This window comes from Pseudomonas sp. PVC-3-1 (genome assembly GCF_057444315.1).
This window is the reverse complement of sequence record NZ_CM172023.1, coordinates 685,591-696,668: the sequence shown is the minus strand read 5'-3', so window position 1 is coordinate 696,668 and position 11,078 is coordinate 685,591. Positions and strand designations below refer to the sequence as shown.

Here is an 11,078-nt window from a genome sequence, read left to right as displayed (position 1 = left end):
AGCACCATGCGCATTACCAACGCACAGATCACCGCGCTGATGGGCGGCTCGATGAACAGCAATTCGGCGGCCCTGGGCAAGCTGATGCAGCAGATGTCCAGCGGGCAGCGCATCCTCCAGCCTTCCGACGACCCCATCGCCAGCGTGCGCATGCTGCGCATCCAGCGCGAGGAAGCGAGCCTGGCGCAATACCGCACCAACATCGGCAATGTCTCGGGCAACCTGTCGACCCAGGAAACCAACCTGCAGGCGACCTCCGACGCGATGCTCAACGTGCGCGACCTGCTGCTCTGGGCGGCCAACGGCTCCAACACTGGCGGCGATCTCAACGCCATGGCCGGGGAGCTGGAGAACATCGAGAAGACCATCGTCAGTTTCGTCAACGTGCGCGACGAGGAAGGCCGCTACCTGTTCTCCGGCACCCTGAGCGACACCGCCGCAGTGACCTACGAACCGCTGACCGACACCTACGTCGCCACCGGCAACGACAAGTCGCGCCAGGCCGCCGTGGCCAACGGCGTGCAGGTGGAAGAGAACGTCACCGCGCTGGGCGTGTTCGGTAGCAACATGGACTTCCTCAACCAGCTGCATGCCACGGTGAAGATGCTCAAGGACCCGGCGCTGGATGTCACTGATCCTGCGGTGCACGCGCAGATCGCCGCGACCATCGACAGCCTCGACAGCGGTCACGACGGCGTGCTCGGCGCCATCACCGAGCTGGGCGGCCGGCAGAACACCCTGACCATGCTCAACTCGAGCAACGAGGAGGTCTCGCTGGTGAACCAGAAGATCAACGGCGAGCTGTCGCAGCTGGACTATGCCGGCGCGAGCATTGACCTGAACACCTACCAGCTGGCCCTGCAGGCGACGCAGAAGACCTACCTGAAGCTCAACGACCTGTCGCTGTTCAGCCGCCTGTAAGTTTCTTCGTAGGGGAGCCGGGCCGCACCGCAAGGAGGTCTGGACGCCAATCGGCGGCGCACCGTCCGGTTCCCCTACTTTTTATCCCGCCTCCGCCCGGCCCCCAGTGCCGGGTGGAGGTACATCCGGTGCAGAGGTCACCATGAAGGTCATCAAGCAACTGCCGGCCGCTGCCGTCTTCGATCCCAGCGCCCGCCGCGACGTCATCCTGCCCCCCACCGGAGAGCGGCAGAACGCCCTGCGCAAAGGCGAGGAAAAAGGCGAGAACGCTGCACAGATGGCGCGCGGCGCGCAGAAGAGCGGCAGCTTCAACCTGCAGCTCAACCAGCAGTTGTCCTCCATGCAATCGGCGGACAGCTACCTGGGCGACCTGCAGGATCGCCTCGGCGGCCTCAAGCTCAACCTCAGCCGCGAACTCAGCGCACCGCAATCGCAGGACCGCGAAGGCGTGCGCCAGGCCACCCGGCAGGTCAACGAACTGCTGGAGCAGCGCGCCCAGCGTTCGGACGGCAGCCTCGACGCGAACTTCCGCCTGCGCCTCAACGAACCGGTACGCAGCCGCTTCAGCCTGGAAGGCCTGGAATCGGTGCAGGACATCCAGCGTTCGGGCAAGGAAACCCTGCTGTTCAGCGCCGGGCGCCAGCTCGCCGAGCCGGCCGCGGTGGTGCTGGACGATGGCATGAGCACCGAGCAGGTGCTGCGTCGCTTCAACGCCACACTGGGCCAGGCCGGCATCCGCGCTGAGCTTGATAGCGATGGCGCGTTGAAGTTCTCCGCGCCCGAGGCCGACTGGCAGCAGCTCAAGGGCCAACTGGCGGTGCAGGGCGAGGGCAAACTGTTCGCCAAGGGCAAGAACACCCGGCTGAAAAGCCAGGAAGAAGGGCTCCTGGCGTTCCCCACCGAGATCAGGACCGATGCCTTCCGCGAGCAGCGTCAGTTGCTCGACTCGGTCGTCTCGGCGCTGGATCGCATCGGCGGTCTGCGCGACCAGCTGCGTCATCGCCAGGACGACATCCGCGATTTTCTCGACCGCCACGCCAGCGAGGATGAGCGCGAGTGGGCGCACCACTTTGCCGCCTCCATGCTCGACCGCATGGGGCGCAGCGCCACGCATTACAGCGCGGCGGCGCAGTCGGTGGTGGCGCAGGCCAATCTCAGCCGGTTTGCGGTGGTGAGCCTGCTGGCCTGATACGCCGGCGCCAGGGCTGTTCGCGAGCAAGCTCGCTCCTACGAAGAGCAAACCGTGGCCAACCTGTAGGAGCGAGCTTGCTCGCGAACCGCCCGGCACCTGCTTCAAGACAAAAAAAGGCGGAGCCCAGCTCCGCCTTTTTTCATTTCACTTCCGCAATCACGCCAGCTTCAGCAGGCCCATGCCCAGCACCAGCATCGCCAGGCCGACCCAGCCGCGCCACACCAGGCGCTGGCCAAACAGGGCCCAGCCCATGGCAACGGTGGCGAGGATGCCGAAGCCGCCCCAGATGGCGTAGGCCACCGACAGTTCGATGCCGCGTACCGCCTGCGCCAGCGCGGTGAACGCACCCAGTACGCAAAGGATCGAGGCCACGCCGATCAAGCGCTTGCGGAAGCCGTCGGAGTACTTCAGCAGCAGGTTGGCGATCACTTCCAGGACGATGGCCAGGCCCAGCCAGGCCATCGGAATCAGGTCATGGTTCAGCATGTCACGGCCTCCCCAGTCAGTTCACGGCTCTCTTCACGCTTGCCGGTACGGGTACCGGACTTCACCAGCAGGATGCCGGCAATCATCACGGCCAGGCCCAGGGCCTTGTCCAGGCTCAGGTGCTCGCCGAGGAAGAAGGCGCTGACCAGAGTGATCAGCACGATGCCGATGCCTTCCCACAGGGCGTAGGCCACGCCGACCGGCACGCGCTTGATGGCCAGCGACAGGAAGTAGTACGACAGGCCGATCATCAGGTACATCAGCAGCAGCCCGGCAATCGGGAACAGCGTGTGGGTGAATTTCATCGAGGTGGTGCCAACGACTTCAAAGCCGATGGCGGCAAACAGATAGATCCAGGAACGCATGGTAAAGCCCTCCCACGGGCAGCCGCGCGCAGTCTCGCTAAGAGCATCCTTGCGGCGGTTTTCGGTTCGGGTTCGGCGGCGCCGACTCGGGCGGCAATCACCTTTGAGTGTTTGCCACGCTTGGCGCCACCAGAAGGTGGTTGCCGAAGGGAGGAGCTAGAGGTCGCCGGTCCAGTGACGCTCGCGCGAAACCAGGCGGGAAGTGAGAAGAGGTAGAGCTTTGATGTTCAACATAATGAACATATTGTGCCAAATTTCAGGTCGCCTGGCAAATCGACTGCCTGTGTTGTGGGGTTTAAGGCCCATATTCCGGCGTTTCACAAGCCTGCTGGAAGCCGCGCGCTGTCAGGGTTGTGCAATATTTTGTTCACCCTGTTTCGCCTGCGACAGCGCGCCACAGTCATGACCTGCGCCAGGCCGTTTTCCGCTCCGGCCTGCTAGCATCCAGCATCGATATCCCGTCGGAGACTGTGATGATCGCCCTGCGAGAAGCCTGGAAGGCCGGACTGTTCGGCCGTGAGCACTGGACGCGCAACCTGGTGGCGGGCGTCATCGTCGGGGTGGTCGCCCTGCCGCTGGCCATGGCCTTCGCCATCGCCAGCGGGGTGAAGCCCGAGCAGGGCATCTACACGGCGATCTTCGCCGGCGCCCTGGTCTCGCTGTTGGGCGGCAGCCGCGTGCAGATTGCCGGGCCGACCGGCGCCTTCATCGTCATCCTCGCCGGGGTTACCGCCAAGTACGGCGTGGACGGCCTGCAGATCGCCACGCTGATGGCCGGGGCGATACTCGTGCTGCTGGGAGTCAGTCGCCTGGGCAGCATCATTCGCTTCATCCCCGCGCCGGTGATCGTCGGCTTCACCGCGGGTATCGGGGTGATCATCTGGGTCGGCCAGTGGAAGGACTTCTTCGGCCTTCCCGCCGTCACCGGCGAGCACTTCCACCAGAAGCTCTGGCACCTGATCCAGGCCTTGCCGCAACTGCACCTCGCGACGACCCTGCTGGCGCTGCTGAGCCTGGCGCTGGTGCTGTTCACCCCGCGCATCGCCGCGCTGCGCCGGGTGCCCGGCCCGCTGGTGGCGATGGTGGTGGTGACGGCGATCCAGTCGCTGTTCCATTTCGACGGCGTGGCCACCATCGGCAGCGCCTTTGGCGGAATCCCGCAGGGGCTGCCCAGCTTCAGTCTCCCGGAAGTGACCCTGCCGCGTGTGCTGGAACTGATCGGTCCGGCGTTCGCCATCGCCATGCTCGGCGCCATCGAGTCGCTGCTCTCGGCGGTGGTCGCCGACGGCATGGCCGGCACCCGTCACGACTCCAACCAGGAACTGATCGGCCAGGGCATCGCCAACCTGGTCACCCCGCTGTTCGGCGGCATCGCCGCCACGGGTGCCATCGCCCGCACCGCGACCAACATCCGCAACGGCGGCAACAGCCCGCTGGCCGGCGTCACCCATGCCGCGACCCTGGTGCTGATCCTGCTGTTCCTCGCGCCGCTGGCGTCGAACATTCCGCTCTGCGCGCTGGCGGCGATCCTTTTCGTGGTGGCCTGGAACATGAGCGAGGCGCGGCACTTCCTGTTCATGCTCAAGCGTGCGCCGCGCGCCGACGTGGCCATCCTGCTGGTGACCTTCCTGCTCACGGTGTTCAGCGATCTGGTGATCGCGGTGAACATCGGCGTGATCCTCGCCATGCTGCACTTCCTGCGGCGCATGGCGTCCTCGGTGGAAGTGCATGCCGACGACGGCCCGGAGCTGGACGTGGAGCTGCGCGGCCGTGGCCTGGGCGACCTGCCGCCGGGGGTGCTGGTGTACAGCATCGAGGGGCCGCTGTTCTTCGGCGCGGCGGAAACCTTCGAGCGCGCGCTGGCCAAGACCCACACCGACCCGAAGGTGCTGATCATCCGCCTGCGCCATGTGCCGTTCATGGATATCACCGGCCTGCAGACCCTGCAGGAAGTGATTGAACAACTACAGCGGCGGGGCATCGAGGTGCGCCTGTGCGAGGCCAATGCGCGAGTGCTCGGCAAGCTGCGCAAGGCCGGCGTGCTGGAGGAGATTGGCGCGGGGTATCACCCGGATTTCCCGGCGGCGCTGGCGGCGGGTGCGGAGGGGTAACGGGCGGGTTGGGTGCGTTGGTTTGGCACCCTCTCCCCAGCCCTCTCCCTGAAGGGAGAGGGAGCAGATCGGCGTTACCGGCGTGCCCGGAGTTTCGCTTGAAACCGAACAGTCCCCTCTCCCTTCAGGGAGAGGGTTAGGGAGAGGGCAAGCCATAGCTGCGAGCTGACAGATCGCGTAGGAGCGGACTTCGTCCGCGATCGATATCCGGCGCGATGCGGACCCATCGCGGACGAAGTCCGCTCCTACGTCAGGTTCAGCCCTGCATCAGCTCCGCCAGCAGTTCTTCCTTGAGCTTCGTCAGCACCGGCTCCCCACGCTCGCGCGGATGCGGCAGATCGACCCGCACTTCGTGGCAGATCCGCCCCGGCCGCGCGTCCATGACGATCACCCGGTCGCCCAGGTACAGCGCCTCTTCCACGTCATGGGTGACCATGATCATGGTGCTGCGCTGCTGCACCCAGATGCGTTGCAGCTCGTGCTGCAGGCGCACGCGGGTGAGGGCGTCGAGGGCGCCGAAGGGTTCGTCCAGCAGCAATACCTTGGGCCGGGTGATCAGCGCACGGGCGATGGCGGCGCGCTGCGCCATGCCACCGGAGAGCTGGTGCGGATAGGCCTGCTCGAAGCCAATCAGGCCCACCAGTTCCAGGTGATCGGCCACGAGCTCGCGCTTCTCGGCGCGGCTGAGTTTCTGCTGCTTCAGCGCCAGGGCGACGTTCTCTTCCACGGTCTTCCAGGGGAACAGGCGGTGGTCCTGAAACACGATGCCGCGCTCCAGGCTGGTGCCGGTGACCGTCTGGCCGTCAAGCAGGATGCGCCCGCTGTAGTCGTTCTCCAGCCCGACGATCAGCCGCAGCAGCGAGGATTTTCCGCAGCCGCTGGCGCCGACGATGCTGACGAATTCGCCGGGGCGTACGTCGAGGGAAATGTTCTCCAGTACCGGCAGGCTGCGGCCGTCGATGGAATAGGCCTTGCTCAGGCCCTGGATGGCCAGCGCGCCGTGTTGCGCCTGCTGGGCCGGAAGTATGGCGGGATCGAGGATCGCATTCATGATCGAGGCACTCATGGCAATAAGGGTCAGCGCAGGTTGCGCCAGCGCAGCAGGTGACGACTGAGACGGGCGAATAGCTGGTTCATGGCATAGCCGAGCAGGCCGATGCTGAGCACGCCGATCACCACGATCTCCATGCGCGAGCCGGTCTCGGCGTTCATCATCAGGTTGCCCAGGCCCATGCCGGTGGAGAGGAACAGCTCGCAGCCCACCGAGCTGACCCAGGCGAAGGCCAGCGCATGCAGCACGCCGTTGCTCAGGCTGGGCAGGGCACCGGGCAGCAATACGTCGCGAAACTGTTGCCAGGGGCCGAAGGCGTAAAGACGGCCGACTTCGCGGTAGCGCTTTTCCACGTCGCGGAAGCCCTCGAAGGCATTCAACGTCATCGGATAGAAGGCGGCCAGGCTGACGATCAGCACCTTGGACGGCTCGCCGCTGCCGAACCACAGGGCGATCAGCGGGATCAGGCCGAGGATCGGCACCTGGCGGATCGTGTGGTACAGCGGCGCGAACAGCCGCTCCAGCGGCTTCGACAAGGCCATGCCGGCGCCCAGCGCGAAACCGGCGAATACGCCCAGCAGCAGCCCCAGGCTGGTGCGTTGCAGGCTGGCGGCGACACTCCGCCACAGCTCGCCGGTGCGGATCAGTTCGGCGAAGCCTGCACCGATGCGCTCCAGCGGCACGAAGGCATAGGCGGCGCTGGCGCCCTGTTGCGATTGCCAATGCCAGGCGGCGATCAGCAGGGCCGGCAGCACCAGGCCACGCAGTGATTTGAGGTGGCGGATCATGGCGTCGGTCTCCAGCGCAGCAGGCGCTTCTCCAGCAGGCGGAAGGCGAAATCGAGAATGAAGCCGATGGCGCCGGTGACGATCACCCCGACCATCACGATGTCGATGCGCAGCATCTGTCGGCTCAGCTCGATCATCTGCCCCAGGCCGCTGTCGGCGGCGAGCAACTCGGCGGCCACCAGCACCATCCAGGCGCGGCTCAGGCTGATGCGCAGGCCGGTGACGATGGGCGGCGCGGCGGCGGGGAAGGCGACGTCGCGCAGCAGGCTCCACAGCGGCAGGCGGTACACGCTGGCGACCTCGAAGTAGCCGCGCGGAATGCCCTTCACGCCTTCGCTGGCGGCCAGCGCCACGGGAAAGAAGGCGGCCTTGGTGACGATCAGGATCTTGAAGGTTTCTTCCACGCCGAAGAACAGGATGAACATCGGGATCAGCGCAATCGATGGCACTTGGCGCAGGGTGTGGAACAGTGGCGCGCAATAAACCTCCACGGTTTTCGACAAGGCCATTGCGGTACCGAAGACCAGCCCGCCGACGGCGCCGATGGAGAAGCCGATGGCCAGGCGCGACAGGCTGTTGAGCACGTGCTCGCGCAGTTCGCCGCTGGCCAGCAGGTCCTTGAAGCTGGCCCAGACTTCCGCCGGCGGCACCAGCAACTGTGGCGGGAACCAGCCGGCGCGCGCGGCGACGAACCAGGCCAGCAGCAGGAGCAGCGGCGAAGCGAACCAGCTCAGACGATCAAAGGTGTGGTTGAGCATTCAGCCCTCCTGTCCAAGCAATGGCTCGGTGGTTTGCCGGCGCAGCTTGCGTTGCCAGCAGAACAGCGCGGCCAGCAGCACCAGGGGGATCCAGCAGAGGAACAGGTTGCCCAAGCCGACGAAGTGGCTGATCGCTCCGCCCAGCAACGCGCCGGAAAAGCTGCCGGACATCGAGGCGAGGTTGAACAGCCCGGAAATCTTGCTCTTGTCCATGGCGTGCTCGCCCAGCTGGGCCATGTTCACCAGGTGGATCAGCGCCGCCGCCGCGCTGAGCAGCACGCCGCCCAGGGCCAGCAGCCAGTAGTTGTGCGCGCTGCCGAGCAGCAGCAGGGCGAGTAGTGCCGCGCAAAGGCTGCCGATGTAGGCCAGGCGCCGGCCGCTGCGTTCGATCAGGTAGCCGAAGCCGAACAGCCCGAGCACCGAGGCCAGGCCCTGGATCATCACCAGGCTCACCGCCTGGCCTTGCGAGAGGCCGGCGACTTCCATCGCCAGCAGCAGGATGAAGGTGCCGAACAGCGCGCTGGTGGCGGCACTGAGCAGCTCGATCAGGCAACTCTCGGCGATCTCGACGTTGGCCAGCATGGCGCCGACCTGTTGCAGCAATCCACCGGTGGCGGCAGCGACGGGTACGTCTTCGCTGGGCGCCTCGCCTTCCCAGAAGCCGAGGCTGTAGAAGGCCATCAGGCCAAAGCACAGGCCGATGGCGGCAAAGCCCCAGGTGAAGCTTGCCGCGCCGCTCAACCAGTTGCCCAGCAGCGGCCCGAGCAGGCCCATGCCCAGGGTCAGGGAGCCGCGGTACCAGCCGGCCTTGTCGTTGCCGATGCGCTTGAGCTGACGCAGGAAGGCGCTGTTCATGGCGACGATGCGGAAGGGGATGCACAGGCCGATCAGCAGCCGCGCGAAGGCCAGCCACAGCCAGCCGCCGAACAGCGGGATGGCCAGGTTCAGCAGCATCGGCCCGAGGCTGGCGAGAAAGTACACCCGGCGCGCACCGAAGCGGGCGATGACGAAGCCGGCGGGCAGGGTGAGGATCACCATGCCGAGGGCTTCCATGGCCGAGATGATGCCGATCTGCATGGCGTTGGCACCGATGCTGATGGCGTAGAGCGTGGTGACGATCTTCGCCATGCCGATGGTGGCGCCGCTGAAAGCCGCCAGCAGCATGAAGTTGAGCAGGAAGGCGCCGGGCCTTTCGCGCACGTCAGATGGCGACATCGATCTTCCCCAGCAGGGCTTCCAGCGGGCGCGGGTCGATCCAGTCGTCGACGCTGAAGTTGTCGCCGATGAATTCCCAGCGCTGGAGGAACGCGGTGAGATCGCGTAGCGCGTTGATCGAGCGCTCGGCGAGGTTGGTCTGCAGGCGCAGGTGCGCGTCCTCACCGTAGGCGCTGGCGACCCAGAACTCGCTGGTGTTCAGCTCGCGGGCGAGGAAGCGACGGGTTTCTTCGGGGTGTGCCCAGGCCCATTGTTCGGCGCGCAATACGGTATCGAGCACCAGCACGGCGGCGTCGAAGTGCTCGTCCAGCAGTTGCTGGTCGACGGTCAGGGTGCGTGGCGTGCCGATGTTGGAGCGCACCAGCGGCTCGGGGTGCGAGCCGACATCCATCACCACGTGCAGGCCGAACTCATGGGCCAGCTGCAGGCCGTGGGCGCCCTTGAGGAAGATCGCGTCGATGTCGCCGCGCAGCAGGCCGATCAGCTCGTTGTTGCGCTGCACCACGCGGTTGCCCTTGAGCGCCACCTGGGCGCCGAATACGTGGCGTACCGGATCGTCGCTGAAGGTGCCGCCGTAGGGGTAGTCCACCAGCTCGACGTCGCGCACCTCAAGGCCTTCCAGCCGCAGGGCGTTTTCCAGGCCGCGCAGGGACTGGGCGCGGGTGAAGTCGATCTGCACGTTGGCCCACTTCGGCAGGCCGAAGCGCCGGTGGCGCAGGTCGCGGATACTGCGCACGCCGCTGTCCGGGGCGCTGACGATGAGCTGCACCTCGTCGCTCCACGACAGCCCGACCACCCGCGTACGCGCGCCGCTGGCGCGCGCCCAGATGGCCGGGATGTTGCCGCCGTGGCGGACGGAGTAGGGCAGGTGATGGTCGAAGTGCGCCTCGCGCACCTCGCGCTCGGATGACTCGCGCAGTGACTGGATGCGCGTGCCGAAGGGGCGGAAGGCCTGGGCCAGGCGCCCGGATTCGACGGCGATGCCGAGGCCCGTGGGAACGGGACTGTGGGTGTACCAGAGGGTTTCCAGCGGTGTGCTCATGGGTGTCCGTCAGGGGTGAAAGCCCCCGCGCCGTCGCGCGGGGGCCAGGTCGGGAAACAGAGGGAATCGCCCTCGTGACGTTGATCAGCCAGTCTTCTGTGCCAGGCGGCTGCGCAGGGCTTCCAGCGGGCGCGGGTCGATCCACTCGCGCACGTCGAAGCGCGCCGGGATGAAGTTCCAGCGCTGCAGGAAGTCGGTGAAGTCCTGCAGGGCGAGGATCGAGCCTTCGTCCAGGTTGGTGCGCAGGCGCAGGTGGGCGTCTTCGCCATAGGCGGTGGCGACCCAGAATTCGCTGCTGTTGGTTTCCCGCGCCAGGTAGCGGCGGGTGTCGTCCGGGTGCTGGTGCGCCCAGTCTTCGGCGCGCAGCACCGAGGCGAGGATCGCGGTGGCGGCGTCGGGATGCTGTTCCAGCAGGTTGAGGTCGACGCTGAGGGTGCGCGGAGTACCGTTGTTGGAGCGGATCAGCGGCTCGGGGTGGGCGCCGGTGTCGATCACCGTGTGCAGGCCGAATTGCTGCGCCAGCTGCACGGCGTGGGCGCCCTTGAGGAAGATCGCATCCACTTCACCACGCAGTAGGCCGACCAGTTCGGGGTTCTGGCTGCGTCGGCGGCTGCCGCCGTGGCCGGTGATGCCGACGATGTTGCCCGGCGCCTCATCGCTGAAGGTGCCCTTCAGGCCGAAGTCCACCAGCTCCAGGTCGCGCACTTCAAGGCCTTCCAGGCGCAGGGCGTTCTCCAGGCCGCGGATGGCCTGGGCGCGGGTGAAGTCGATCTGCGCGCCGCTCCAGTCCGGCAGGCCGAAGCGCCGGCCCTTGAGGTCGCGCACGCTGCGGATGCCGCTCTCGGCGGTGGTCAGGATCAGTTGTGCTTCATCGGCCCAGGACAGGCCGATCACTCGGGTCTCACGGCCGCTGGCGCGGGCCCAGATGGCCGGGATGTTACCGCCGTGGCGCACCGAGTTCTGCAGGGTATGGTCGAAGTGCGACTCGCGCACCGCCTGGTCGGCAGACTCGCGCAGCGACTGGATCTTCGTGCCCTGCTCGGCCAGGGATTCTTCCAGCCAGCCTTTCTGCACGGCGATGCCAAGGCCCGTGGGGACCGGGCAACGGGTGTACCAGAGGGTATCGAGGGGACGGGACATGTGCAGCTC

General features: G+C 66.5%; 11 protein-coding genes. 3 read left to right on the top strand and 8 right to left on the bottom strand.

The window, feature by feature from the left end; translation table 11 throughout:
* Positions 1 to 6: 6 nt before the first annotated feature.
* Complete coding sequence (flgL, locus tag AC2T4A_RS03355; protein WP_416743749.1) at positions 7 to 921, top strand: flagellar hook-associated protein FlgL; 915 nt, start codon at positions 7 to 9, stop codon at positions 919 to 921.
* Positions 922 to 1,063: 142 nt separating this feature from the next.
* A complete protein-coding gene (locus tag AC2T4A_RS03350) occupies positions 1,064 to 2,110 on the top strand; it encodes a hypothetical protein (protein WP_486742721.1) in 1,047 nt (348 codons plus the stop codon).
* Positions 2,111 to 2,269: 159 nt separating this feature from the next.
* Here the strand turns inward: AC2T4A_RS03350 and mdtI are convergent, their stop codons facing one another.
* Both mdtI and AC2T4A_RS03340 read right to left on the bottom strand, forming a co-directional pair.
* The gene (mdtI, locus tag AC2T4A_RS03345) at positions 2,270 to 2,599 is read right to left on the bottom strand and encodes a multidrug/spermidine efflux SMR transporter subunit MdtI (RefSeq protein ID WP_017521322.1); all 330 of its coding nucleotides are present in this window, start codon (positions 2,597 to 2,599) and stop codon (positions 2,270 to 2,272) included.
* On the bottom strand, positions 2,593 to 2,964 hold the full coding sequence (locus AC2T4A_RS03340; RefSeq protein ID WP_416743746.1) for an SMR family transporter: 372 nt from the start codon (positions 2,962 to 2,964) through the stop codon (positions 2,593 to 2,595). Before AC2T4A_RS03340 ends, mdtI begins: the two co-directional genes overlap by 7 nt.
* A 473-nt stretch (positions 2,965 to 3,437) precedes the next feature.
* On the opposite strand from AC2T4A_RS03340, the gene AC2T4A_RS03335 reads away from it, so the two are divergent.
* On the top strand, positions 3,438 to 5,075 hold the full coding sequence (locus AC2T4A_RS03335) for a SulP family inorganic anion transporter (RefSeq protein WP_486742720.1): 1,638 nt from the start codon (positions 3,438 to 3,440) through the stop codon (positions 5,073 to 5,075).
* 256 nt (positions 5,076 to 5,331) lie between these two features.
* Here the strand turns inward: AC2T4A_RS03335 and AC2T4A_RS03330 are convergent, their stop codons facing one another.
* The 6 genes from AC2T4A_RS03330 to AC2T4A_RS03305 all read right to left on the bottom strand — a co-directional run bounded on the left by AC2T4A_RS03330 (position 5,332) and on the right by AC2T4A_RS03305 (position 11,069).
* Positions 5,332 to 6,126, bottom strand: coding sequence for an ABC transporter ATP-binding protein (locus AC2T4A_RS03330; RefSeq protein ID WP_486743642.1), 795 nt, complete (start codon positions 6,124 to 6,126; stop codon positions 5,332 to 5,334).
* A gap of 26 nt (positions 6,127 to 6,152) precedes the next feature.
* The gene (locus AC2T4A_RS03325; protein WP_486742719.1) at positions 6,153 to 6,914 is read right to left on the bottom strand and encodes an ABC transporter permease; all 762 of its coding nucleotides are present in this window, start codon (positions 6,912 to 6,914) and stop codon (positions 6,153 to 6,155) included.
* Entirely contained in the window at positions 6,911 to 7,672 is a 762-nt protein-coding gene (locus AC2T4A_RS03320) for an ABC transporter permease (RefSeq protein ID WP_416743738.1), read from the bottom strand. The genes AC2T4A_RS03325 and AC2T4A_RS03320 overlap by 4 nt, the downstream gene beginning before the upstream one ends.
* Positions 7,673 to 8,887, bottom strand: coding sequence for an MFS transporter (locus AC2T4A_RS03315; RefSeq protein WP_416743736.1), 1,215 nt, complete (start codon positions 8,885 to 8,887; stop codon positions 7,673 to 7,675). It abuts the gene before it with no gap.
* On the bottom strand, positions 8,874 to 9,929 hold the full coding sequence (locus tag AC2T4A_RS03310; protein ID WP_416743735.1) for an ABC transporter substrate-binding protein: 1,056 nt from the start codon (positions 9,927 to 9,929) through the stop codon (positions 8,874 to 8,876). The genes AC2T4A_RS03315 and AC2T4A_RS03310 overlap by 14 nt, the downstream gene beginning before the upstream one ends.
* Before the next feature lie 84 nt (positions 9,930 to 10,013).
* Positions 10,014 to 11,069, bottom strand: coding sequence for an ABC transporter substrate-binding protein (locus AC2T4A_RS03305; RefSeq protein WP_416743733.1), 1,056 nt, complete (start codon positions 11,067 to 11,069; stop codon positions 10,014 to 10,016).
* Between the last annotated feature and the right edge of the window lie 9 nt (positions 11,070 to 11,078).

Coding starts and splice junctions, on each gene's coding strand:
- flgL (WP_416743749.1), top strand. CDS start 7: ATGCGCATTACCAACGCACAGATCACCGCGCTGATGGGCGGCTCGATG.
- AC2T4A_RS03350 (WP_486742721.1), top strand. CDS start 1,064: ATGAAGGTCATCAAGCAACTGCCGGCCGCTGCCGTCTTCGATCCCAGC.
- mdtI (WP_017521322.1), bottom strand. CDS start 2,599: ATGCTGAACCATGACCTGATTCCGATGGCCTGGCTGGGCCTGGCCATC.
- AC2T4A_RS03340 (WP_416743746.1), bottom strand. CDS start 2,964: ATGCGTTCCTGGATCTATCTGTTTGCCGCCATCGGCTTTGAAGTCGTT.
- AC2T4A_RS03335 (WP_486742720.1), top strand. CDS start 3,438: ATGATCGCCCTGCGAGAAGCCTGGAAGGCCGGACTGTTCGGCCGTGAG.
- AC2T4A_RS03330 (WP_486743642.1), bottom strand. CDS start 6,126: ATGAATGCGATCCTCGATCCCGCCATACTTCCGGCCCAGCAGGCGCAA.
- AC2T4A_RS03325 (WP_486742719.1), bottom strand. CDS start 6,914: ATGATCCGCCACCTCAAATCACTGCGTGGCCTGGTGCTGCCGGCCCTG.
- AC2T4A_RS03320 (WP_416743738.1), bottom strand. CDS start 7,672: ATGCTCAACCACACCTTTGATCGTCTGAGCTGGTTCGCTTCGCCGCTG.
- AC2T4A_RS03315 (WP_416743736.1), bottom strand. CDS start 8,887: ATGTCGCCATCTGACGTGCGCGAAAGGCCCGGCGCCTTCCTGCTCAAC.
- AC2T4A_RS03310 (WP_416743735.1), bottom strand. CDS start 9,929: ATGAGCACACCGCTGGAAACCCTCTGGTACACCCACAGTCCCGTTCCC.
- AC2T4A_RS03305 (WP_416743733.1), bottom strand. CDS start 11,069: ATGTCCCGTCCCCTCGATACCCTCTGGTACACCCGTTGCCCGGTCCCC.